The organism is Frigoribacterium faeni (assembly GCF_007988805.1).
Lineage (GTDB): Bacteria > Actinomycetota > Actinomycetes > Actinomycetales > Microbacteriaceae > Frigoribacterium > Frigoribacterium faeni.
This window is the reverse complement of sequence record NZ_BJUV01000009.1, coordinates 53,249-76,352: the sequence shown is the minus strand read 5'-3', so window position 1 is coordinate 76,352 and position 23,104 is coordinate 53,249. Positions and strand designations below refer to the sequence as shown.

The following is a 23,104-nucleotide window of genomic DNA, read 5'->3' as shown; positions in this document are numbered from 1 at the left end:
GCAGGGTGATCCCCTCGAGCGACCTCCTCGTCCGCACGACCGGCCAGGGCGAGGTCCGCGGTCTGGACGAGCGCGGCGTCCTGGCCTGGCGCGGCATCCCGTTCGCCGCCCCGCCGACCGGGCGGCTCCGTTTCCGCGCTCCGGAGGCGCCGAGCAGCTGGGCGGGGGTCCGCGACGCCACGCGCTTCGGCCCGGCGGCGCCGCAGGACCGCGTGCAGTTCGTCGGGGTCGACGCGACGACGCCGCTCAGCGAGGACTGCCTCACGGTCAACGTCGTCGCGCCGGCGGGCAGCGCCCCGGGGGACGGGCTGCCCGTGCTGGTCTACGTCCACGGAGGCGCGTACAGCGTCGGCTCGTCCCGCGAGTTCCCGAGACAGGGCGAGACCCTCGTGCGCGAGGGCGGCGTGGTCTACGTGAGCTTCAACTACCGGTTGGGGGCCTTCGGATACCTCGACTTCACCCACTGGGCGACTCCGGAGCGACCGCTCGAGTCCAACCTCGGACTCCGCGACCAGGTCGCGGCGCTCGAGTGGGTGCGCGACAACATCGCCGCGTTCGGCGGCGACCCCGGGCGCGTGACCCTCTCGGGCGAGAGCTCGGGCGGCAACGCGGTGACCACGCTGATGACGGTGCCCCGCGCTCGCGGCCTGTTCCACGGCGTGATCGCCCAGAGCGCCCCGCCGAACGCGATCTACCCGCCCGAGGTCACCCGACGCTGGGCGGGGGAGTTCCTCGAGGCGCTGACGCACGCCCTGCATGACGACGACCTCGAGTCGACCTCCGTCGACGACGCCGCGGCTCTGCTGGACTCGGCGCCGACCGGCGCGCTCGTCCGGGCGGCGAGCCAGCTCCAGCTCCGGACCCCCGACGAGGACCCCGGCACCATCTGCTTCAGCCCGGTCATCGACGGCGACTTCCTGCCCGAACGCCCGCTCGACGCCTTCAAGGCCGGCCGGGCCCACCCGGTCCCGTTGATCATCGGCACGAACGACCGCGAGGGGTCGGTGTTCACGGGACGACGGGACATCCTGGCCACGACCAAGCCGCGCATCCGCGCCATCTTCGCCGCGACGGCCAAGAAGTCGCGCAAGGAGATCAAGAAGCACTACCCGGGGCTGCCGTCGCGACCGGCTGCCCTCGACTTCGGCGGGGACTACGCCTTCTGGTTCCCCAGCGTCAAGGTGGCCGAACGGCACGCCGTGCACCAGCCGGTCCGGTTCTACCGGTTCGACGCCACCACGCGCATCCTCCGGGTCGCGGGGGTCGACGCGTTCCACGGTCTCGAGCTCTGGGCGATCTACGACCGGATGGGCTCCGCGTTCGGCTGGGCGATGAGCTTGCTCGGCGGGCGGCGGTCGTTCCTCCGCACGGCCGCCCGCACCCGGGCGCGCTGGCTCGAGTTCGTGCGCACCGGGGCGGTCGCGGACTGGCCGACCTACGACCCGTTCCGGCGACGCACCCTGATCATCGACGCCCGGGACCGCGTCGAGCACGACCCGCGCGGCGAGCGCCGTCGCGCGTGGCAGGATTTCGTGCCTCACGTGTGACCCCTCCCGGCCACCCGCCTGTACCCCGCCGGTCGTCTCCGAGTTGACCGGGGTTCACCTACCTGTGACACTCGCCCGGTGGATATCACGCTCATCGTCGTCCTGGTCATCGCGTTGGCCCTCTTCTTCGACTTCACCAACGGGTTCCACGACACGGCCAACGCCATGGCGACGCCGATCGCGACCGGGGCGATGAAGCCCAAGGTCGCCGTGACGGTGGCCGCGGTGCTGAACCTCGTCGGCGCCTTCCTCAGCACGGAGGTCGCCAAGACCGTGTCGGGCGGCATCATCCGCGAAGGCGAGGGCGGGGTGCTGATCACGCCCGAGATGATCTTCGCGGGCCTGATCGGCGCCGTCGTCTGGAACATGTTCACATGGCTGCGCGGCCTGCCCTCCAGCTCGTCGCACGCGCTCTTCGGCGGGCTGATCGGGGCGGCGCTGGTCGGGGCCGGGCTCGGCTCCGTGGACTTCGGCGTGGTCCTGTCGAAGGTCGTCCTGCCCGCGCTCCTGGCGCCCCTGATCGCCGGCGTGGTCGGCTACACGGCCACGCGCCTGGCCTACACGATCACCCGACGCCGCGACGACAAGAGCGAGCGCGGCGGCTTCCGCTACGGGCAGATCTTCACGTCGTCCCTCGTCGCGCTGGCGCACGGCACGAACGACGCGCAGAAGACCATGGGCGTGATCACGCTGACCCTGATCGCCGGCGGGCTCCTCACCCCCGACTCCGGTCCGCCCTTCTGGGTCGTCGTCGTCTGCGCCTTCGCGATCGCGCTCGGCACCTACACCGGCGGCTGGCGCATCATCCAGACCATGGGCGGCGGGCTCACCGAGGTCAAGCCCACCCAGGGGTTCGCGGCCGAGGCGTCGACGACCGCGACGGTGCTGGCGTCGAGCCACCTCGGGTTCGCCCTCTCGACGACCCAGGTCGCGAGCGGTTCGATCATCGGCGCCGGGCTCGGTCGTCGCGGGGCGAAGATCCAGTGGGGCACGGCGGGCAAGATCGTCGTCGCCTGGTTCATCACCCTGCCGGCCTCGGCAGCGGTCGGGGCGGTCGCGGCCTTCGTCGCCTCCCTCGGCACGGCCGGTCTCGTCATCGACGCCCTCGTGGGCGCCGCCGTCATCGCCGGCATCTTCCTGATCTCGCGACGGAAGCCGCACGACCAGGGCTCCGCGATCGAGGTCGACGTCGCCGCGACCTCCGTGCTGTCCCGACGCCGCGCGCGTCGCGCCGAGCGGAAGGGCCGGGTGGACACCCCCGCCGCGGGCGTCGAGTCGACGTTCGTGCGGATGGACGACCCGCCCGAGCCCGCCGCCTCCCGCGGCGGCTCCACGACCGACGGTGAGGCACGCTGATGATCGACTGGTCCGCCTTCGTCGTGGTGGCGCTGGTGTCGCTGGTGTCCGCCGCCGCTCTCGTCTCGCTCTACTCGTTCGGCCTGCGTCTGCTCACGGTCGAGGGCCGGACCCCCGCCCGTCGCGTCGCCGGCTACGCGTGCTTCGTCCTCTGCGGGCTGGGCGTGCTGTACGGCATCTACCTCATCGTGCCCGCCCTGCACCGCTAGGGCGCCGGTAGGGTCGAGGGACCGTCCGGTCGACGACGACCGGGCACGACTGACGACCGGAGGCGCACCACCCGTGACGACCGATTCAGCACCAGCCACCCGCATCGAGACCGACTCCCTGGGCACCCGCGAGGTCCCGGCCGACGTCTACTGGGGCATCCACACCTCGAGGGCCCTCGAGAACTTCCCCATCTCGCAGCGCCCGATCTCGGTCTACCCCGACCTCGTCATCGCCCTGGCGCTGGTCAAGCAGGCCGCCGCACGCGCCAACGTCGAGATCGGGGTGCTCGACCGCACGAAGGCCGAGGCGATCGAGCGGGCGTGCGTCGAGATCCGCGGCGGGGCCCTGCACGACCAGTTCGCCGTCGGGGTGATCCAGGGCGGCGCCGGCACCTCGACGAACATGAACAGCAACGAGGTGATCGCGAACCGCGCCCTCGAGCTGCTGGGCCACGCCAAGGGCGACTACGCGCACCTGCATCCGATCGACGACGTCAACCGCAGCCAGAGCACCAACGACACCTATCCGACGTCGGTCAAGATCGGCATGGTGCTGACGCTCCGTCGCCTCCTCGACGAGCTCGACCTCCTCGCGACGTCGTTCGCCACGAAGGGCGCCGAGTTCCACGACGTGCTCAAGGTCGGCCGCACGCAGCTGCAGGACGCCGTCCCGATGACCCTCGGCCAGGAGTTCGTCGGCTTCGCCCACACGCTCGGCGAGGACGTCCAGCGGCTGCGCGACGTCGTGCCGCTGCTCGGCGAGATCAACCTCGGGGCGACGGCGATCGGCACGGGCATCACCGCGGACCCCCAGTACGCCGAGGCCGTGCGACGCCACCTGGGCGAGCTCTCGGGCATGGACCTCGTGACGGCGCCCGACCTCATCGAGGCCACCAGCGACACGGGCGTCTTCATGACCCTGAGCGGCGCCCTGAAGCGGAGCGCGATCAAGCTCTCGAAGATCTGCAACGACCTGCGCCTGCTGTCGTCCGGTCCGCAGGCCGGTCTCGGGGAGATCACCCTCCCGCCGCGTCAGGCGGGGTCGTCGATCATGCCGGGCAAGGTGAACCCGGTCATCCCCGAGGTCGTCAACCAGGTCGCCTTCTCGGTGGCCGGCGCCGACGTCACGGTGACCATGGCCGCCGAGGCCGGACAGCTGCAGCTGAACGCCTTCGAACCCGTCATCACGCACTCCGTGATGCAGAGCCTCCAGTGGATGACCTACGCCTGCCGCACCCTCCGGGTCAACTGCGTCGACGGCATCGAGGCCAACCGCGCCCGGCTCAGCCAGCAGGTCGACACGAACGTCGGCAGCGTCACCGCGCTCACGCCCTACATCGGCTACGCGGCGGCCGCGGCGATCGCGCACACGGCTCTGACGACCAACGGATCCATCTCGGCGCTCGTGGTCGCCGCCGGCCTGATGAGCGAGGAGCAGGTGCGGAAGGTGCTCTCGCCCGCCCGCCTGTCGGGGCTCGAGGCGATCACCAGCGCGATCCCAATCATCGACGTCGACGACCCGGCCGCCGCGGTGGCCCGGGCCGCGAACTCCGTCGGCGCGCGCAACCCCGCCGACGAGACCGCCGGCTGATCCCCCTCGGGAGGCGCGGCGCCGGTCACTCGGCCGCCGCGCCTCCCGCAGAGGGCGCCGTGAGCGGTGAGCCGTGCTCGACGACCGCACCGTGCGGCGAGTGCAGGTGCAGGCGTCGCAGCTCGTCGGGGTCGAGCACGCCGCCGTTCTCGCGGAGCGACCGCTCGCGGATGGCGCGTCCGACGCGGATGTCCCAGGCCGTGTTGCGCGCCAGGATGTGATTGCGCGCGGTGTCGCGCATCGGCAGCGGGATGACCTCCTCGGCCTGCACCCCTCGTCGCAGCTGCCGCATGCGCAGGATCTCGCTGTCGAGCTCGCCGCCGATCACGAGCACGAAGTTGCTTATGTAGGCGTAGAGCAGCACGACCACGACGCCCCCGACCCAGCCGTAGAAGCGGTCGTAGTTCGACACGGTGAGCACGTACACCGCGAAGCCGACCGTCGCGACCGCCCAGCCGCCGAGGGCGACCATCGCCCCGTACGAGACCCACCGGAGGCGCGGGGGACGCACGTTCGGGGTGAAGTAGTACAGCATCGCGACGGCGAACACGGCGAGCGCGACGAGCACGGGCCACTTGAACACGTTGTAGAGGTCGGTCCACGGACGTCCGACGCCGATCCGGGCCGCGACGGCGTCGCTCAGGGTGGGGGTGACCAGGAGGATGACGGCGATGAGCGCGAAGGAGACCATCAGCACGAGCGTGACGATCATCATGTGTCCGCGGAACTTCCAGATGCGGCGCCCCTCCTCGACCTCGTAGGCGGTGTTCATCGCCCGGCCGAACGCGGTCGTGTAGGCCGAGAGCGACCAGAGGGTCAGCCAGAGGCCGATGCCGAACGCGACGCCCGGGTTCGACAGGCTGAGCATCTGCTCGAGGGGGCCGCGCAGCGTCTCGACGGCGTTCGGGGTGAGCACGTAGCCGGCGACCCCGAGGATCTCGTCGACGGCGTCTCCGTCGTCGACGAACAGCGCGACGCCCGACACGAGAGCCAGGGCCGTCGGCACCAGGGCGAGCATGGCGAAGAAGGTCAGCGAGGCGGCGGCGTCGATCGTGCGGTGGCGCAGGAAGTCGTGCCAGACCCGCATGATCACGTACCGGAGCATCGTCGGGTCCTCGGGCAGGGATCGGGTCGAGGCCATGCCCCGAGAATACCGTCGCGCGCGCCCCGGCCCGGGCGGGGCCGCGGCCTCTAGGGTCGGGTCATGACCTGGAACGATCCCCGCGACGACGCCCGCATGCGGACGGGCTCGGTGACGCCGAATCCGCGACCGGTCTGGTACCCGGTGCAGCCGGTGTTCGCCCAGCCCGCGCCTCCACGGCCCCGGGTCGCGAGCACCGTCGCGCTGGCCGTCGGGTTTACCGTCATCGGGGTCTTCGCGCTCGCCGTGGTGGTCTACTTCCTGATCTTCCTGCGCCCGTCGCTGATCGTGGCCGGGGGGCTGCTCGCGTTCGTGCCGTTGGCGATCGTGTTCCTCGGCATCTGGCTGGTCGATCGGTGGGAGCCCGAGCCCCGGGTCGCCCTCCTCTTCGCGTTCCTCTGGGGCGCCGTCGTGGCGGTCGGCACCGCCCTGATCGTGGACGTCGTGGTGGGCAACGTCCAGGCTATGTTCGGACTGGCGGGCGGCGACGCCGCGGATGTCTTCGGCGCGGTCGTCCAGGCTCCGATCGTCGAGGAGGGCGCGAAGGGGTTCGGCGTGCTGCTGGTGCTCTGGATCTTCCGGCGGCACTTCGACGGCCCGGTCGACGGCATCGTCTACGCGGCGACCGTGGCGGCGGGCTTCGCCTTCGTCGAGAACATCCAGTACTTCGCGATCGCGGTCGCCGACGACGTCGCGTCGGGTCGGCAGGCCCTCGTCTTCACGTTCGTCGTGCGGGCGCTCATGTCGCCGTTCGCGCACGTCATGTACACGGCGTGCACCGGCATCGCGCTGGGTTACGCCGCCCGCAGGACGGGGCCGTTCGGCGCCATCGGGTTCTTCTTCCTGGGCCTCGTGCCCGCGATCGCCCTGCACGCCCTCTGGAACGGCGCGCTCATCGTGGTCGGTCCGGGCTTCTTCGTCTACTACCTGCTCGTCCAGGTGCCGATCTTCCTCGCCATGGTCGGCCTGGTGGTGTTCCTCCGCCGCAACGAGCGTCGGGTGACGCACGCCCGCCTGGCCGAGTACGCCGCCGTGGGCTGGTTCAGCGCCGACGAGGTCGGCATGCTCTCGACCTCGGCCGGACGACGGCGCGCTCGCCGCTGGGCGGTGGCGAACGGGCTCGGTCCGGCGATGAAGCGGTTCGTGTCCGACGCCACCCGGCTCGCGTCGACGCGGCAGCGCATGGTCAAGGGCCGTCGCGAGCTCGACGAGGTCGCCAGCCGCGACGAGGCCGAGCTGCTCCGGGCATTGGGAGCGAGCCGGGCGGCGCTGCAGGCTCCTCCCGCCGCGTTCGTGGGCTATGCGCCGCAGCCGACCGGGGCGATGCCCGACCTGCCGCCGGCCGGCCGCGGCGACGGGTACGGCGACCCGGACGGCGCCTCGAGGCCCACCGCGTACGACCAGTGGGGGAGGCCGCTGCCGCCGCAGTGGTAGGCCGCGACCCCGACCGGACCCGTGCCTCCCCGGCTCTCAGGGCGTCGGCGCCTCCGCGTCGTAGCGCCGGAACGACGGGGTCAGACGGGCCACGACGCCGATCAGCACCACGACCAGCGCACCGCCGAGCAGGGGCGGCCACATCACGCCGAGCGCGACCACGATCCCGACGAACAGGTCGCCGAGCCGCGGTCCGCCGGTGACCACGACGATGAAGATGCCCTGCAGTCGCCCGCGCATCGCGTCGGGGGCCGCGGCCTGCAGGATGGTCGACCGGAAGATCGAGCTGACGTTGTCGGCGGCCCCGGCGCCGGCCAGGGCCAGCGCGGCGGCCGCGAGGGCGACCGGCTGCGCGCTCTCGAGCCCGTCGAGCAGGCCCCCGCCCTGGCGCGCCGGGGTGAGGGCGAGCACGACGCCGAACGCGAGCACGAACGCGCCGTAGACCGTGATCGCGCGGTTGACGGCCCGTCCCTGCAGCCGCACCTGGCCGAGTCGCCCGGAGAACACGCTGCTGAGCAGCGACCCGATGGCGTAGGAGGCGGTGAGGGCTCCGACCGTCACCGCGCCTCCTCCGATCACCATCGCCCCGACGACCGGATACAGCACCCTCGGCTGCCCGAACGTCATGGCGATCAGGTCGACCACGAACGTGGTCCGGATGTTCGGCGACCGCCGGAGGAACCGCATGCCCTCGACCAGCGACGACAGACCGGGGCGCTGGGTCGCGCCCTCGGGGCGGATGGGCGGCAGCGTGAGGATGCCGACGAAGGCGAAGGAGAACAGCACGACGTCGACCGTGTACGTCACGGGGAATCCCACGCCGGCCACGAGCACCCCCGCGAGCGCGGGGCCGACGGTGAGCATGAGGCCGGTGCCGATGCCGCTCAGGGCCGAGGCGGCCGGCAGGAGGCGCAGCGGGAGCAGACGTGGCACGATCGCCGCCCGGGAGGTCGAGATCATCGTGCCGGCGACGGCGTTGACGCAGGCCAGCACGTTCAGCAGGGCCACCTCGCGGATGCCGAGCCAGGCGTGGAGCGCGATGGCGGCGGTCGACAGCCAGGCGAAGACCGCCGCCACCAGCGCGACCTTGCGCCGGTCGAAGGCGTCGGCGAGCATGCCGCCGTAGAGACCCGCGACGATCATGGGCAGGAGCGAGAACGCTCCGACGAGGGCGACGGCGAAGGTCGAGCCGGTGATGTCGTAGACCTCGAGCCCGACGGCGACGACGGTCAGCTGTGTGCCGATGCCGCTGACCGTGTTGCCGACGAAGAGGCGGGCGAAGGCGGGGCTCGCGCGGAGGGGCGAGAGGTCGACGACGAGCGGTCGGCGCGGGGGACGGGTCGGAGTGGACAAGGCTCCATCTTCGTCGATTTTGCGCGGCCCGACGACGGAGGTATCGTCCATTCGTTCGCATCGATGAGCGCATCTCGGTGGGAACGGACGGTGGGTCGACCACTCGAGCCTCGCAGGGAGGACACGAGCGGTCGACCCGCCATCGCCGTCCCGTCGGTCGGGACGGTCGTCCGACGGTCCCGCGGGTCGCGGCGTCGTCGGTCGGTGGTTGGATGGTCGGTATGACTCACGACCCCAGCATCAAGCCCGAGATCGACGCCCCCGAGGGCCCGGCCCCCAGCGAGCTGCAGATCACCGACATCACCGTCGGCGATGGCGCCGAAGCCCAGGCCGGTTCCACCGTCAACGTGCACTACCTCGGCGTCGAGTACGACTCCGGCGAGGAGTTCGACGCCTCGTGGAGCCGCGGCGAACCCATCAACTTCCCCCTCGCCGCCCTCGTGCGCGGCTGGCAGGAGGGCATCCCGGGCATGAAGGTCGGCGGACGCCGGAAGCTCGTCCTGCCCCCGCACCTGGCCTACGGTCCGGCCGGCGGCGGCCACCCCCTCTCGGGGAAGACCCTCATCTTCGTCATCGACCTCCTCGGCGTGAGCTGATGACGGCCCCCTCGATCGGGCTCAACGACGGCCGCACCCTCCCGAGCCTGGGCCTCGGCACCTACGGCATGAACGGCGCCGAGGGCGCCGAGCAGATCGCGGTCGCCGTCGAGTCCGGCTACCGCCTGCTCGACACGGCTCTCAACTACGGCAACGAGGACGCCGTGGCCGAGGCCGTCCGTCGGGTGGACGTCCCCCGCGACGAGCTCGTCATCACCACGAAGCTGCCCGGCCGCCACCACGGCTACGAGGAGACCCTCGCCAGCTTCGAGGAGAGCCGCACGACGCTCGGCCTCGACTACGTCGACCTCTATCTCATCCACTGGCCGCTGCCGCGCCTCGATAAGTTCGTCGACTCGTTCCGCGCCTTCGTGAAGCTGCAGGAGGACGGTCTCGTCCGTTCCATCGGAGTCTCGAACTTCACCGAGGCGCACCTGCAGCGTCTCTCGGACGAGACCGGCGTCGTGCCGGCGGTCAACCAGATCGAGCTGCATCCGTACTTCCCGCAGGCGGCGCTCCGCGCCGTCCACGAGCGGATGGGCATCGTCACCGAGAGCTGGAGCCCTCTGGCGAAGCAGAGCGAGCTCCTCACCGAGCCCGTCATCACCGAGATCGCCTCCGCGCACGGCAGGACGCCGACGCAGATCGTGCTCCGCTGGCACGTCCAGCTCGGCGCCGTGCCGGTGCCCAAGTCGGCGGATCCCGGTCGACAGCGCGAGAACCTCGACGTCTTCGACTTCGAGTTGAGCGGGAGCGAGGTCGCGGCCATCAGCGGCCTCGAACGCGGACGACTCTGGGACGGCGACCCCGAGACCCACGAGGAATTCTGAGCGACGCGCCCGAGCACCGCACTCGAACGCCCCTGGCCACACGGCGAGGGGCGTTCGGCCTGTCGGCGACGGGTAGACTGACACGCCGACTTTCCCGAAGGGTTGAGTGACTGTTGTCTTCCGAGCTGGACCGCGAACGCGCCTACGTGGGCACCCTCTACACCCGACTGGACGAGCTGAAGGCCGACGCCCGCGTCCGCCTGGAGGGCGTCCGTCGCGAGTCCGTCGGCGGCAACCACCAGAGCCGGAGCGAGCGCGACGCGTACGCCCGTCTCTACGAGGACACCATCGCCCAGCTCGGCGCCGTCGACGAGCGCCTCGCCTTCGGCCGGCTCGAGCTCGAGCAGCCCGACACGCTGGGCCAGAGCGGCGATCCCGAGAGCCCCGCCGTCTCGGGCGAGGGCGGTCGCTACCGCTACATCGGGCGCATCGGCCTCCGCGATCGGGCCCACCACCCGATCCTGCTCGACTGGCGCGTCCCGGGCGCCGCCGCGTTCTACCAGGCCACCGCGGCCACGCCGCAGGGGGTGCGCGCCCGTCGCCATCTGACGCTCGACGGCCGCTCGGTGACCCGTCTTGAAGACGAGGTCTTCGACCCCGACCTGCTCGACCGCGACGACGTCCAGCTCCAGGGCGAAGGGGCCCTGATGGCCGCCCTCACGGCCCAGCGGACCGGTCGGATGACCGACATCGTCGCCACCATCCAGGCCGAGCAGGACCGCATCATCCGCGCGCCCCTCGACGGCGTGCTCGTCGTGCAGGGCGGTCCGGGCACCGGCAAGACGGCGGTCGCCCTGCACCGTGCCGCCTACCTGCTGTACTCGCACCGCGAACGGCTCCGCGGCTCCGGCGTGCTGGTCGTGGGCCCCTCCCGGTCGTTCCTGCGGTACATCGAGCAGGTGCTGCCCTCCCTCGGCGAGAGCGGCGTCGTCCTCTCGAGCCTCGGCGGTCTCTACCCGGGCGTCGAGTCGCAGATCGACGACGCCCCCGAGACGGCCGCGATCAAGGGCCGAGCCGAGATGGCGGACCTCATCCGTCGCGCCGTCCGCTCCCGGCAGATCCGGCCCACCGAGGCGACGACGATTGACATCAACGGCGAGCGTCTCGTCGTGCAGCCCGACCTGGTCGGCGATGCGATGCGTCGGGCGCAGGAACGCGGCAAGCCGCACAACGAGGGGCGCGTCACCTTCAACAAGGCGGCGCTGTCCGCCCTGACCCGTCTGCTGGTCGCCCAGATGCGCGAGCACGGCACCACGGTCGACGAGTCCGACGAGGCCGTCCTCCGCGAGGACATCCGGCAGTCGTACGACGTCCGCGTGCTGCTCAACACGGCGTGGATCCCCCTCTCGGCCGAGAAGCTCGTCGAGGACCTCTACGCCCGGCCGAACTGGCTGGCCTCGCTCACGCCGCGGTGGACCCCCGAGCAGCGGGCCCTGCTGCTGCGGGCCCGGGGGTCGGAGTTCACGATCTCCGACGTGCCCCTGCTCGACGAGGCGGCCGAGCTGCTCGGCGAGTTCCAGGCCGGGGTGGATCCCGACAAGCTGGCCCGCAAGCAGCAGCGCAAGCGCGACATCGAGAACGCCGAGCGCGCCATCGAGAACATGGGCGTCGAGGGCATGGTCTCGGCCGAGCAGATCGCCGGCGGCTTCGCCGAGCGCGCCGCCTCGATGACCACCGCCGAACGGGCGGCGGGCGACCGCACCTGGGCGTTCGGCCACGTCGTGGTCGATGAGGCGCAGGAGCTCTCGCCGATGCAGTGGCGCCTGCTCTCGCGTCGCTGCCCGCTGCGCTCCTTCACCGTCGTGGGCGACATCGCCCAGGCCTCGAGCCCGGCGTCGGCGTCGTCGTGGGACCGCGCCCTGCAGAGCCTGCTCGGCCGTCGTCGTCGCGGGTCGGAGGCGCCCACCTCCGCGCCCTGGACCCTCGAGGAGCTCACCGTGAACTACCGGACGCCGACGCAGATCGTCGAGTACGCCGAGCGCATCGCCGTCGCCTCGGGTCTGCGGATCACGCCGAGCCGCTCGGTCCGCTCGAGCGAGTGGCCCGTCCGGGAGGTCCCCGTCGACGCCGGGGCCGCGGGGTCGGACGCCTCCCGAGGAGGCGCGCCTCGCGACGCCCTCGTCGCCACGGCCGTCGAGGCGGTCGTCGCCGATCGGGCGGTCGACGCCGAGGGCACGCTGGCCGTCATCGCGCCCCAGGGGCTCGTCGCGCCGCTCGTCGAGGCGCTGTCCCCGGTGTTCCCGGGGCAGGTCGCGCCCGGCACGGCGTCGCTCACCAAGCCGATCTCCGTCCTGAGCCCGGCGACGTCGAAGGGCCTCGAGTTCGACGCCGTCGTCCTGGTCGACCCCGACGGCGTGCGGGAGTCGTCCGAGCGGGGCAACGCCAGTCTCTACGTGGCGATGACCCGCCCGACGCAACGCCTCTCGGTGGTCGGCTAGCGCCTCCCCGGGAGGGCTGTCCGCTCGTCGCCGGTCCGCCACGGGCGGCCGGCCGCAGGTCAGCGGCCGGAGACGCCGAACTCGTGGTCGAGCGCGGCCAGCTCGCGGTCGAACCGCGCCCGGAGCGCCTCCTTCTCGTCCCCCGGCAGCCAGCAGGCGTCGACGCCCGCGTAGGCCATGGCGCGCACCTGCTCCGGGCTCGCGCCGATCTGCTCGTGGACGATGCGGTACTCGTCGGCCAGCGTGGTGGGGAACATCCCCGGGTCGTCCGAGGCGGGGACGACGCGCAGGCCGGCGTCGAGCATGGCCTCGATCGAGGCGCGTCGCCACGGACGCCACGAGCGCCGCGAGGTGGTGGAGACGACCGTGAAGGTCACCTGCTCGTCGCGCATGCGCGCGACGACGTCGTCGTCCTCGAGCACGTAGTACCCGTGATCGATCCGGTCGCAGCCGAGCTGGTCGACGCACGTGATCGTGTTGACGGCGGTGGGGGAGTGCTCGGACGAGTGGGCGGTGCGCCCCAGCCCCGCCTCGCCCGCGAGCCGGTACGCGTCGACGAACCGCTCGGGCGGGCCCGAGGTCTCGAGGTTGTCGAGGCCGATTCCCGCGACGTACTCGTGCTGGTTGTCGACCACCTGGCGGACCAGCTCGAGGGCGTGCTCGCCGCTCCTGCTGCGGTCGATGCCCTGGATCATCAGACCGGTCATGCCGAAGTCGCGCTCCGCGAGCCGGATGCCCTCGGCGTAGGCCTCGACCGATCCGGCGTAGCCGAGGGAGGCGAGGTGCGGCGGCACGGCGTCGAAGAAGAGCTCGAGGTGCCGGGTGGCGCTGGTGCGGTGGGCGTCCTCGAAGGCCTCGTAGACGATGCGGGTGAGGTCGTCGGCGTCGCGCAGCACGTCGACGACCCAGTTCGACGCCTGGAACAGCGAGTACGACACGTCGGGCTCGTCGGCGCTGCGTCCCTGGGGCACGGGGATGCGCGTGTCGCGGTAGAGCGCCGGGTCGGGCGGCAGCGAGTTGATGTCGGCGAAGATCCGTTCGGGCTCGTCGGGCAGCACGAGGCCCTCCCGACGGGCGAGCTCGGCGAAGGTGCTCGCCCGGACGGTGCCGATCAGGTGGCAGTGCAGGTCGACCTTGGGCATGCGGTCGAGGTAGGCGCCGGGCAGGGGGGTGCTCATCAGCGCGACGTCACCTCGCGGGCGAAGCGGTCGACCCACTCCGAGCGCGTCGGGACGAGCTCGGTTGGGTCGAGCGTGGCGTAGCCCGCGGCCACGGGGTCGGCCGCGATGTCGCCGACGACGGCCTCGATCGTGTCGGGGACGGTCGCCGAGGGGTTCACCGGCAGGTCGCCGACGATCTCGGCCGACGCGGTCTGAGCCTCCTCCGACAGCAGGTAGTCGATGAAGCGGTTCGCGCCGTCGACGTTGGCCGCGCCCGTGGGGATCATCGCCCGGTTGGTGGCCATGTAGCGCCCGGTCTCGGGGGCGGTCCAGGCGATCGGCTCGCCCGACGCGACGAGGTCGGTCGCGAATCCGCTGAGCGAGTCGGCGGCGACGATCTCGCCCTGGGTCAGCAGGTTGGTCACCTCGGTCGACGAGCTGTAGAACTGCAGCACCCCCGGCGACCACTCGCCGAGCTGCTCGAGGGCGGCGTCGATGTCGTAGGGCCCGTCGCCGTACTCGTCGGCCACGCCCGAGACCATCAGCTGGCCCGCGGTCACCGCGATGTCGGGCAGGGCCACCTTCCCCGCCACGCTCGACTCGCCGTAGAGACTCCACTGCGCGGCCTCGTCGGCCGTGAGCTCGTCCGTCGAGTACATGGTGCCGTTCAGCTGGTAGCTGTAGGCCGGTCCGACGTAGGCGTCCTCCGTGGCGAAGTCGGCGATGTCCTCCAGCGAGGGCACGGCGGCGGCGTCGACCTGCTGGAACAGGTCGTCCTCCTGGCCGAGGGCGGCGTAGTAGTCGGAGATCAGCATGACGTCGACTTCGGGGTCCCCGCCGGCGAGCTGCAGCTGCGACAGGCGGTCCGAGTTCGAACCGGTGTCGACGACGACCTCGATGCCGGTCTCGGCCGTGAACGGGTCGATGACCGCCTCCTGGAACTCCTCGACCCCGAACGGGAAGGTGCTCACGGTGATCGTGTTCGCGTCGGGCTCGTCGCCGCTCGACGAGCAGCCGGCCAGCACGAGGGTGGTCACGGCGACCCCGGCGACGAGCGCCAGGCGGGTGCGGATGGTGGTGGTCATGGTCGTGTCCTTTCGGGGCGGCCTCGTCGAGGCCGGGCGGTGTGGAACGAGGGAGGGGAGACGGAGGAGGTGCGGTGTCGGCCGCAGCCGGGGGCGCTCAGTCGGCGAGGGCGACGAGCCGCCCGGCGGGCGCGCTCACGGTCACCCGGTCGCCGATCGCGACCGACTCGGCGCCGGTGCTGCGGACGTCCGACAGCAGCCGCACGTCGGCGCCGCTGGCGTCGGTGGCCTGGACGGTGACGAGCAGGTCGACCCCGCGGTACGCGACGTCGGTGACGCGGCCCGTGAGCTGCAGGCCGTCGTGCGCCGCGCCTCCCGGGGTCACGTCGGCCGTGGCCGTGAGGTGCTCGGGGCGGACGGCGAGGAGGGTGCCGTCGGCGGCCGTGACGAAGTTCTCGTAGCCGAGGAAGTCGGCCACGAAGCGGTTCGCCGGGTTCGGGAAGACCTGCTGGGGCGCGCCCTGCTGCATGATGCGTCCGGCGCGCATCAGCACCATGTCGTCGCTCATCTCGAGCGCCTCGTCCTGATCGTGGGTGACGAGCACGACGGTGAGCCCGGTCTCGCCCTGGATGCGGCGGATCTCGGCGCGCATCTGCACCCGCAGCCGGGCGTCGAGGTTCGAGAGGGGCTCGTCGAGCAGCAGCAGCTTGGGCCGGATGGCGATCGCGCGGGCGAGGGCGACGCGCTGCTGCTGTCCGCCCGAGAGCTTCTTCGGCTTGCTGGCGGCGAGGTGCGCGAGACCGACCAGATCGAGGGTCTCCATCACCCGGCGACGGCGCTCGGTGGTGTCGACGCCGCGCAGCTTCAGGCCGTAGCCGACGTTGTCGGCGACGCTCAGGTGGGGGAACAGCGCGTACGACTGGAACACCATGCCGAGATCGCGCTTCTCGGGCGGGGTGCGGGTGCTGTCGACGCCGGCGATGCGGATCGTGCCCGAGGTCGGCGCCGCGTAGCCGGCGAGCATGCGCAGGCTGGTGGTCTTCCCGCAGCCGCTCGGACCGAGCAGCGTGGTGAGCTTGCCCTCGGCGATGGCGAGGTCGATCGAGTCGACGGCGGTGAAGTCGCCGAAGACCTGGCTCACGGCGACGAATTCTGCTGCGGTGCTCATCTGTTGATGCCTCCGAAGATCTTGGCGAAGCCGACGGTGCGTTCGGCGATGACGGCGATGACGACGGTGCCCGCGAGGATGAGGGTGGCCATCGCGGCGACCATGGGGTCGTAGCTCTGCTGCACGTAGTCGAGCATCGTGACGGGCAGGGTGCGGAAGTCGCGGCTCTGCAGCAGCAGCGACAGGGGCACGTTGTTGAACGAGGTGACGAAGCTCAGCAGCGCGGCCGAGAAGATGCCGGGGCGCAGCAGGGGCAGGGTCACCGTGAAGAAGGCCCGCAGCGGTGACGCGCCGAGGCCCCTGGCCGCCTCTTCGAGCGCCGGGTCGGCGAGAGCCAGGGAGGCGCCGGTCACCCTGACCGCGTACGGCAGCATCAGCACGGTGTGGCCGATCAGCAGCACGGGGAAGTTGTCGAGCCGGAACCCGATTACCAGCTGCTGGTACAGCGCGAGGCCGACGACCAGCTCGGGCACGATCAGCGGCGAGAGGAAGAGCCCCTCGACCAGACCCTTGCCGGGGAGGCGGCCGCGGTGGATGGCCAGCGTGGCGGGGATGCCCACCGCCAGGGCGAGCACCGTGGCGGCGAGGGCCAGCTGCAGGCTCGACAGCAGCGCCGAGAGGAACGGGTCGTAGCCGAGCGCGGCCTCGAACCAGCGGAGCGAGAACCCTCGGGGCGGGAACCGCAGGGTGCTCTCGCTGGTGAACGCGGTGGCGACCACGAAGAGGATCGGGACGATCATGACGACGTAGCCGGCGACGGCGAGCGTGCCGGCGACCGGACGGCGGGTCTTCACGAGGTGGCTCCCTTCCGGGCGACGAGCGACGACAGCCCCGAGACGACGAAGACGAGCACCGTCATGATCAGCGCGGTGGCCGAGGCCCCGGCCCAGTCGATGGTGACGCTCGAGTACGAGAACAGCTGGGTGGCGAGCATGCGCTGCCCCGAGCCGCCGAGCAGGTAGGGCGTCGTGTAGGCGGTGACCGAGCCGGCGAAGACGAGGGTCGCGGCGACGACGACGCCGGGCAGCGACAGGGGCACGACGATGCTCCAGAACGTGCGGGTTCGACTGGCGCCGAGTCCCCGGGCGGCGTCGTCGAGCCCGGGGTCGACCTGGGCGACCGCCGAGTAGCACGAGATGATCGCGAGCGGCAGGAACAGCTGGGTCAGACCCAGCACGATGGCGAGCTCGGTGTAGAGCAGCTGCGGGGCCTCGTCGACCAGGCCGAGGACGGTGAGCACCTGGCCGATCGCGCCGTTCTTGCCGAGCAGCACGAGCCAGCCGAAGGTCCGGACGACGTTGCTGAGCAGCAGGGGGAAGATCGCGAGCGCGAGCAGGACGCCCGACCAGCGCGAGGTCGAGCGGGCGAGCAGGTAGGCGATCGGGAACCCGAGGGCGACGCAGATGCCGGTCACGATCAGGCCGAGACCGACGGTCCGACCGATGATGCGGAGGTCGTACGGGTCGGTCAGCATGCTGCCGAGGCGTCCGACGATCTCGCCGGCGGTGACCCCGGGAGGCGCGAACAGCATCGCGAGCGAGGGCACCGCGAACCCGATCAGCAGGAAGGCGAGGCCCGGCAGCAGCAGGAGCAGCGCGGGTTTGCGGGACGTCACGGGTTCCTCCGATCGGGGCGGACTCGAGATGGCTCGCCGATCCCACGTCGGGTGAAACCGGTTACATCGAGCCTATGGGGCAGTCAGGCCTTGAACCGGTCCGTCCGTGTAAACAGCTTGTTACAAGCCGTCGGGTCCACCGTGGGACCGGTTGCATCCACGGCCTAGGCTGGGGCCCATGACGACGGGGTGCACGACAGGGTGCGGCGGGTGCGCGATCGCACCGATCGAGGGCCGACCGTGACGGCCGCCGGACGACTGGCGACGCTCGCCGACGTCGCGATCCTGGCCGGCGTGTCGAAGGCGACCGCGTCCCGTGTGCTCAGCCGGCCCGAGCTCGTCTCGCCCGACACGGCGGCACGGGTCCTCGCCGCGGCCCGGAAGCTCGGCTTCGTGCCCAATCGGGCAGCCCGCCAGCTGGCCCGCGGCCGCTCGGGAGTCGTGGCCGTCGTCGTCCCCACCCTCGACAACGCCTTCTTCACGCCGATCATCGCGGGCGCCCAGGCTGCGGCCGGTCGAGCCGACCTGCAGCTCACCGTCGCCGTGCACCCCCTCGCCGAGGTCGGCGAGCTCGTGGCCTTCGAGAGGCTGTCGCATCAGGTCGACGGATTCATCGTGGTCGCCCCCCGGGGCGCGGACGACGTCGTCCGCCTCGCGATCGGCCACAAGCCCACCGTGCTCGTCGACCGGGAGGTGACCGGCGCCTCCTCGGTGGTGGCCGACACGGCGACCGCCTTCGGGGCGCTCGTCTCGCGCTTCGTCGAACAGGGGCACGAGCGCATCGCCTACCTCGGCGGCCCCGACGGGTCGTGGCAGAACCGTCAGCGCACCGCGGCCGTCGTCGCGGCGGCCGGCGGGCTCGCGGAGCTCACCGTGCTGGGGCCGTATCCGTCGACCTTCGAGGCGGGCGTCCGGGCCAGCGCCGACGTCCTGGCGTCGGGGGCGACGGCCGTCGTGCCGTACGCGACGGCCATCGGTCTGGGGCTGATGTACGTGCTGCGGGGCGACGAGCACCGGGGCCGGTCGCTCACGGTCAGCTCGGAGCGGATGGTCGTCGACGCCCTGGGGCTCGTCGGAGTGCCGGCGATCGACGTCGACGGCGAGCACCTCGGTCGCGTCGCCGCCGAACGTCTGATCGAGGCGATCGCCTCGGGGGGCGACGCCGAGCGCTCGTCGCTCCGGCTCGACGTCCCCGTCCGGTGGCCGGTCGAGCCGTAGCCTCGTCGGCCCCGGTCAGCGGTACTCGTCGGGCCAGACGTACGCCGCCGGGGCGGTGACGGTCTCGTCGCTCGGGGCGAGCACGAGGTCGATGCGTTCGAAGTCGCCGAGCGGGATGCCTGCGGGGTCGCCCTCGTACTCGCCTCCGCCGACGAAGGCGTGCAGTCGGTAGCCGTCGTCGGCGCCGAGCGAGCCGATGCTCGTGGCGTCGAGGGCGACGTCCCACTCGGTGAAGAGCTGTCCGAGCACGAACCGCTGACGCGTGGGGGACTCGACGTGCACGATGCCGGTCGTGTCGTGCGTGTGGATCTCGGCGGCGAAGCTCGCGTCGGCGTCGTGCCCGATGTCGCCGGGCACGACGACGGGCTCGCCGTCGACGGTGATGGAGAGGTGCGTGTGCACGTGCATCGCGAGGTCGCGCCCCCAGACGTTCTCGAGACCCGCGGCGGCGGCGCGCGCGTCGAGTCGGTCGACGCCCGGTCGTTGCCAGGGAGGCGCGGTCGCTGCACCGTGGACGACCTCGGGTCGGTCGCGCTGCACCACGGCGACGGCGGCTCCGCCGGCGACGAGCACCACCACGGCCAGCGCCCCCGCCATCATCTCGCCGGACGGGCGTCGTCGGCCGGGCCGGCGGGACCGGTCGCTCACGGGGATGTCCGCGCCTCGGCGTCGGACGTCGTCCGGACGCGATCGACGAGCTCTCGCCACGGGCCGGTGACCTGCTGCTCCGGCAGCTTGGCCTTCCGGCTCGGCCGGGTGTCGGCCGTGATGACCCAGACGAACCGATCGGGCTGGACCATCTGCCCGCCCGATGGGGTCTGCCCCCAGGGGAGGCCGTCGAGCTGCACGAGCCACGACTCGGTGTCGGGTTCGGCATCGACGTCGACCGACCACGTCCGGGTCAGACCGGCGAACCCGCCGGAGCGCGACACGGTGACCTTCATGTGCGCGATGGTACCCCCGGCCCGTGTCAGGGTGCGGGGATCACTCCGACGCCGGCCCACCCGGCCGACGTCGCGCGGGCCTCGTCGGAGTCCGCGCCGTAACGCGCGGTCGCCGCCAGGACCGTCGCAGCGGCGAACTGAGCGAAGGTCGCCTCGGTCGAGAGCGACCCGCCGGTCAGCGTGTCGTACCAGATCCGTCCGGCGCGATCCCACGCGGTGCCGCCCAGCGCCTCGGCCACCAGGAAGAAGGCGCGGTTGGGGATGCCCGAGTTGAGGTGCACGCCGCCGTTGTCGTCGTCCGTCTCGACGTAGTCGTCCATGTGGCCCGGCTGCGGGTCCTTGCCGAGCACGTCGTCGTCGTAGGCCGTGCCCGGGGACCTCATCGAGCGCAGCGCCCGACCCTGCACCTCGGGGGTGAAGAGACCCTCGCCGATCAGCCAGGTCGCCTGCTCGACGGTCTGCGAGAACAGGTGCTGCTCGACGAGCGCGCCGAACACGTCGCTGACGGATTCGTTCAGCGCGCCGGACTGGCCCTGGTACGTCAGGTTGGCGGTGTACTGCGTCACGCCGTGGGTCAGCTCGTGGCCGATGACGCTGACCGACGCGGTGAATCGCTGGAACACCTCGCCGTCGCCGTCGCCGAAGACCATGCGCTCGCCGTTCCAGAACGCGTTGTCGTAGTCCACGCCGTAGTGCACCGTCGCGTCGAGCGGCAGCCCGGCGCCGTCGATGGACGACCGGCCGTAGACCTCGTCGAAGAGGGCGTAGGTCGCGCCCAGCGCGTCGTAGGCCTCCGTCGCCGCGACGTCGTCGGTGGCGGGCTCGCCCTCGCCGCGGACGCGCACGCCGGGCAGCTCCTCGGTGCCCTCCGCGTCGAAGACCGTCCGCTCGAGCACGGAGCCGCCCCCGAGCACGCCCCGCGTCACCGGGGGAGTCGCGTTGCGGTCGACGGCCTCCATCGCGAGGAGCCCGTTCCGGGCGGCGCGGGGCGCCCGGTGCAGGCGGGGCGACTCGGCCTCGGCGAGGTGGGCGAGCAGGTACGGGGGGACGATGAACCGCGACATGCGTGCACTCTCGCACGGGCCCCCGACATCGGGCCCGACTGTTCACACGATCGTGACGTGCGGCACGGGGAGGGGACGCCACGCGACTACCGTTGACCCCATGACCGTCACCGACGCCTCCTCGTTCGTCGACAGCAAGATCGCCGTCGTCCCCGACTTCCCGAAGCCCGGCATCCTGTTCCGCGACGTCACGCCCCTGTTCTCCGACGCCGACGCCTTCGCCACGGTCACGACCGCCCTCTCCGAGCCCTTCGACGGAGGTTTCGTCGCCGTGGCGGGCATCGAGGCGCGGGGCTTCGCGCTCGCCGGGGGCATCGCCATCGAGCAGGGCGTCGGCGTGCTGACCGTGCGGAAGGCCGGCAAGCTGCCCGGCGAGGTGCTGAGCGAGAGCTACGCCCTCGAATACGGCGAGGCGACCCTCGAGCTCCGCCCGAACCAGATCCCCGCCGGGTCGAGCGTCCTGATCGTCGACGACGTCCTCGCGACCGGAGGCACGGTCGAAGCGACGATCACCCTGCTCGAGCGCGCCGGCTACGTCGTGGCCGGGGTCGCGGTCCTGCTCGAGCTCGACGGCCTCGGCGGACGCGCACGTCTCGAGGGCCGCGTGCCCGTGCACGCGCTCTCGTCCGCTCCGGCCTAGCGCGAGAGGTCGAGGCTCCGGGCGGCGTCGAGCGTCTGCGGGAACAGCAGCGCGGCGCCGCCGACCAGGCACGCCAGCGCGACGATCACGAAGACGCCCACCCAGACGATGCCGGGCAGCCGGGTCAGGCCGGCGAGCTGGTCGGCGTCCGAGCCGGTCGTCCGCGACCGGCGCCGACTCCGCTGCAGCTCGAGCGCCGCCCGCAGGGCCCCGAAGCCGAGCACCGAGGTGACCACGACGCCGAAGACGCTCTGCCAGGTCGGCGACGCCGCGAAGGTCACGGCGACGACGAGGGCGGCCCCGACCAGCACGACCCACAGGCCGAACCAGTTGCGGATCTGGACCAGCATCAGGCCCAGGAGGAGCAGCAGCGCCCAGAGCAGTCCCGCGGCGTACCCGGCCGACAGCAGCCACGCCGCACCGAGCGCCGCGACGGCGGGCGCGGTGTAGCCGGCGAGCAGCGTGATCACCATCCCGGGGCCGGTCCGCGGACCCCTCGACACCGTGAGCCCCGACGTGTCCGAGTGCAGCCGGATCCCCGTGAGACGTCGTCCGGTCAGCACCGCCGCGAGCCCGTGCCCGCCCTCGTGCACGACCGTCACGGCGTGCCGCACGGTGTGCCAGGCGCCGGGCGCGAGCACCAGCAGCAGTCCGACCGCGATGCTCGTGAGCAGCCACGAGGTCGGCAGGGGATCGGCCAGCCGGCTGATCCGGGCCAGGAGTTCGGCGAGTGCGTCCACGCGACGAGCCTAGGAGGCGCGGTGACGGACCTCCTGACACCGCGCCTCCCCGGCTCCCTCCGACGCTCGGCGGAGCCCTGTCGTCCTCCGGGCTGAACTCCGGCCGCTCCGGGCCGTGCTCGCAGGTCGGGTGCCGCACCATGGAGTCATGCGCCGCGCCTTCCTCCTCCTGCTGACCGTCGTCTATCTGGCCGGGGTCGCCTGGATGACGCTCCGCCCCAGCGTCTACGGCTCGGGCACGAGCGAGCTCCTCTGGCGGGCGCTCGACGCCTTCGCCCGGCACGACGAGACCTCGTGGATCACCTTCGCCCGGGTCGAGGCCGCCGCCAACGTGGCCATGTTCGTGCCGATGGGCATGTTCCCGGCCCTGCTGCTGCCGAAGCGCTTCTGGTGGGTCGGCATCGTCGTCGGCTTCGCGGCCACGGTGGGCATCGAGAGCTACCAGGCCGCCTACCTGTCGGCGACCCGCTTCTCCGACCCGCAGGACCTCGTCATGAACACGCTCGGAGCCGCGCTCGGAGCCGCCTTCGTGGGGCTCGCGCTGCCGCGTCGCCGTCGACGCCCGGCTCAGTCCCGATCGAAGGCCGCGGCTCCGGTCTGGTAGGCTCCACAGGTTGCCGTCTGAACGGCCGCGGAGAAAGAGAGCTCGCACATCCGGTGACGAGCACCGCGCAACGAACTGAAAGGGGATCCACCTATGGCACTCGCACCTGACGTCAAGACCCGGATCATCGAAGAATACGCGACCCACCCCGGCGACACCGGATCCCCCGAGGTCCAGGTCGCCGTGATGACGCAGCGCATCCTCGACCTCACCGAGCACCTGAAGGAGCACAAGCACGACCACCACTCGCGTCGTGGTCTGCTGCTCCTCGTCGGTCAGCGCCGTCGCCTCCTGGGCTACCTGTCCCGGGTCGACATCGAGCGCTACCGTGCGCTCATCGGTCGTCTCGGCCTGCGCCGCTAGTCTTCGCGCTCCGAACGTCTCGACGACGGCCCCCTCCGCAGGCGGAGGGGGCCGTTCTCTCGTTCCGG

Annotated in this window: 23 protein-coding genes; 12 read left to right on the top strand and 11 right to left on the bottom strand. The window is 72.0% G+C overall.

Features of this window, described 5'->3' with window-relative positions; all coding sequences use genetic code 11:
• Window positions 1-5: 5 nt before the first annotated feature.
• From FFA01_RS06110 to FFA01_RS06095, 4 genes are all read left to right on the top strand, one after another.
• Window positions 6-1,547 (top strand): carboxylesterase/lipase family protein, encoded by a 1,542-nt coding sequence (locus FFA01_RS06110; RefSeq protein ID WP_146854029.1) that lies wholly within the window; start codon window positions 6-8, stop codon window positions 1,545-1,547.
• A 78-nt stretch (window positions 1,548-1,625) separates the two neighbouring features.
• Window positions 1,626-2,903 carry an inorganic phosphate transporter gene (locus tag FFA01_RS06105; protein ID WP_146854027.1) on the top strand — a complete coding sequence of 426 codons (1,278 nt, stop codon included), beginning with the start codon at window positions 1,626-1,628 and terminating at the stop codon, window positions 2,901-2,903.
• Window positions 2,903-3,112 (top strand): hypothetical protein, encoded by a 210-nt coding sequence (locus FFA01_RS06100; RefSeq protein WP_146854025.1) that lies wholly within the window; start codon window positions 2,903-2,905, stop codon window positions 3,110-3,112. Before FFA01_RS06105 ends, FFA01_RS06100 begins: the two co-directional genes overlap by 1 nt.
• Window positions 3,113-3,185: 73 nt before the next feature.
• Entirely contained in the window at window positions 3,186-4,703 is a 1,518-nt protein-coding gene (locus tag FFA01_RS06095; RefSeq protein ID WP_146854023.1) for an aspartate ammonia-lyase, read from the top strand.
• Between the two features lie 25 nt (window positions 4,704-4,728).
• Here the strand turns inward: FFA01_RS06095 and FFA01_RS06090 are convergent, their stop codons facing one another.
• A complete protein-coding gene (locus FFA01_RS06090) occupies window positions 4,729-5,844 on the bottom strand; it encodes a YihY/virulence factor BrkB family protein (RefSeq protein WP_146854021.1) in 1,116 nt (371 codons plus the stop codon).
• 63 nt (window positions 5,845-5,907) lie between these two features.
• Between FFA01_RS06090 and FFA01_RS06085 the strand changes: the two genes are divergently transcribed.
• Window positions 5,908-7,278, top strand: coding sequence for a PrsW family intramembrane metalloprotease (locus tag FFA01_RS06085; RefSeq protein WP_244289722.1), 1,371 nt, complete (start codon window positions 5,908-5,910; stop codon window positions 7,276-7,278).
• Between the two features lie 36 nt (window positions 7,279-7,314).
• On the opposite strand, the gene FFA01_RS06080 is transcribed toward FFA01_RS06085, so the two are convergent.
• Window positions 7,315-8,631: an MFS transporter gene (locus FFA01_RS06080; protein ID WP_244289721.1), complete on the bottom strand. Its 1,317-nt coding sequence runs from the start codon at window positions 8,629-8,631 to the stop codon at window positions 7,315-7,317.
• A gap of 221 nt (window positions 8,632-8,852) precedes the next feature.
• Here FFA01_RS06080 and FFA01_RS06075 point away from each other — a divergent pair, with 221 nt between their 5' ends.
• From FFA01_RS06075 to FFA01_RS06065, 3 genes are all read left to right on the top strand, one after another.
• Window positions 8,853-9,227, top strand: coding sequence for an FKBP-type peptidyl-prolyl cis-trans isomerase (locus tag FFA01_RS06075; protein ID WP_146854017.1), 375 nt, complete (start codon window positions 8,853-8,855; stop codon window positions 9,225-9,227).
• Complete coding sequence (locus tag FFA01_RS06070) at window positions 9,224-10,057, top strand: aldo/keto reductase (protein ID WP_146854100.1); 834 nt, start codon at window positions 9,224-9,226, stop codon at window positions 10,055-10,057. Before FFA01_RS06075 ends, FFA01_RS06070 begins: the two co-directional genes overlap by 4 nt.
• A gap of 110 nt (window positions 10,058-10,167) precedes the next feature.
• Window positions 10,168-12,495 carry a HelD family protein gene (locus FFA01_RS06065; protein ID WP_146854015.1) on the top strand — a complete coding sequence of 776 codons (2,328 nt, stop codon included), beginning with the start codon at window positions 10,168-10,170 and terminating at the stop codon, window positions 12,493-12,495.
• Window positions 12,496-12,554: 59 nt separating this feature from the next.
• On the opposite strand, the gene FFA01_RS06060 is transcribed toward FFA01_RS06065, so the two are convergent.
• From FFA01_RS06060 to FFA01_RS06040, 5 genes are all read right to left on the bottom strand, one after another.
• A complete protein-coding gene (locus FFA01_RS06060; protein WP_244289720.1) occupies window positions 12,555-13,673 on the bottom strand; it encodes an adenosine deaminase family protein in 1,119 nt (372 codons plus the stop codon).
• Window positions 13,673-14,740, bottom strand: a complete 1,068-nt coding sequence (locus FFA01_RS06055) for an extracellular solute-binding protein (RefSeq protein WP_146854013.1) — start codon at window positions 14,738-14,740, stop codon at window positions 13,673-13,675. The genes FFA01_RS06060 and FFA01_RS06055 overlap by 1 nt, the downstream gene beginning before the upstream one ends.
• Before the next feature lie 97 nt (window positions 14,741-14,837).
• Window positions 14,838-15,848, bottom strand: a complete 1,011-nt coding sequence (locus FFA01_RS06050; protein WP_146854011.1) for an ABC transporter ATP-binding protein — start codon at window positions 15,846-15,848, stop codon at window positions 14,838-14,840.
• Window positions 15,845-16,642 carry an ABC transporter permease gene (locus FFA01_RS06045; RefSeq protein ID WP_244289719.1) on the bottom strand — a complete coding sequence of 266 codons (798 nt, stop codon included), beginning with the start codon at window positions 16,640-16,642 and terminating at the stop codon, window positions 15,845-15,847. The genes FFA01_RS06050 and FFA01_RS06045 overlap by 4 nt, the downstream gene beginning before the upstream one ends.
• The gene (locus FFA01_RS06040; protein WP_244289718.1) at window positions 16,639-17,463 is read right to left on the bottom strand and encodes an ABC transporter permease; all 825 of its coding nucleotides are present in this window, start codon (window positions 17,461-17,463) and stop codon (window positions 16,639-16,641) included. Before FFA01_RS06040 ends, FFA01_RS06045 begins: the two co-directional genes overlap by 4 nt.
• A 210-nt stretch (window positions 17,464-17,673) precedes the next feature.
• Between FFA01_RS06040 and FFA01_RS06035 the strand changes: the two genes are divergently transcribed.
• On the top strand, window positions 17,674-18,681 hold the full coding sequence (locus tag FFA01_RS06035) for a LacI family DNA-binding transcriptional regulator (protein WP_244289717.1): 1,008 nt from the start codon (window positions 17,674-17,676) through the stop codon (window positions 18,679-18,681).
• A 15-nt stretch (window positions 18,682-18,696) separates the two neighbouring features.
• Here the strand turns inward: FFA01_RS06035 and FFA01_RS06030 are convergent, their stop codons facing one another.
• Genes FFA01_RS06030 through FFA01_RS06020 form a run of 3 tightly spaced genes read right to left on the bottom strand, consistent with a single transcriptional unit; the run spans window position 18,697 to window position 20,689 of the window.
• On the bottom strand, window positions 18,697-19,329 hold the full coding sequence (locus tag FFA01_RS06030) for a hypothetical protein (protein WP_146854009.1): 633 nt from the start codon (window positions 19,327-19,329) through the stop codon (window positions 18,697-18,699).
• A complete protein-coding gene (locus FFA01_RS06025) occupies window positions 19,326-19,625 on the bottom strand; it encodes a protealysin inhibitor emfourin (RefSeq protein ID WP_146854007.1) in 300 nt (99 codons plus the stop codon). Before FFA01_RS06025 ends, FFA01_RS06030 begins: the two co-directional genes overlap by 4 nt.
• Before the next feature lie 26 nt (window positions 19,626-19,651).
• Complete coding sequence (locus FFA01_RS06020) at window positions 19,652-20,689, bottom strand: M4 family metallopeptidase (RefSeq protein WP_146854005.1); 1,038 nt, start codon at window positions 20,687-20,689, stop codon at window positions 19,652-19,654.
• 100 nt (window positions 20,690-20,789) lie between these two features.
• On the opposite strand from FFA01_RS06020, the gene FFA01_RS06015 reads away from it, so the two are divergent.
• Window positions 20,790-21,329, top strand: coding sequence for an adenine phosphoribosyltransferase (locus tag FFA01_RS06015; RefSeq protein ID WP_146854003.1), 540 nt, complete (start codon window positions 20,790-20,792; stop codon window positions 21,327-21,329).
• Here the strand turns inward: FFA01_RS06015 and FFA01_RS06010 are convergent.
• Entirely contained in the window at window positions 21,326-22,069 is a 744-nt protein-coding gene (locus FFA01_RS06010) for a M50 family metallopeptidase (RefSeq protein WP_146854001.1), read from the bottom strand. The two genes, FFA01_RS06015 and FFA01_RS06010, sit on opposite strands and share 4 nt — an antisense overlap.
• A gap of 148 nt (window positions 22,070-22,217) precedes the next feature.
• Here FFA01_RS06010 and FFA01_RS06005 point away from each other — a divergent pair, with 148 nt between their 5' ends.
• Both FFA01_RS06005 and rpsO read left to right on the top strand, forming a co-directional pair.
• Window positions 22,218-22,673: a VanZ family protein gene (locus FFA01_RS06005; RefSeq protein ID WP_146853999.1), complete on the top strand. Its 456-nt coding sequence runs from the start codon at window positions 22,218-22,220 to the stop codon at window positions 22,671-22,673.
• A gap of 93 nt (window positions 22,674-22,766) precedes the next feature.
• Window positions 22,767-23,036, top strand: a complete 270-nt coding sequence (gene rpsO / locus FFA01_RS06000; protein ID WP_146853997.1) for a 30S ribosomal protein S15 — start codon at window positions 22,767-22,769, stop codon at window positions 23,034-23,036.
• Window positions 23,037-23,104: the final 68 nt, after the last annotated feature.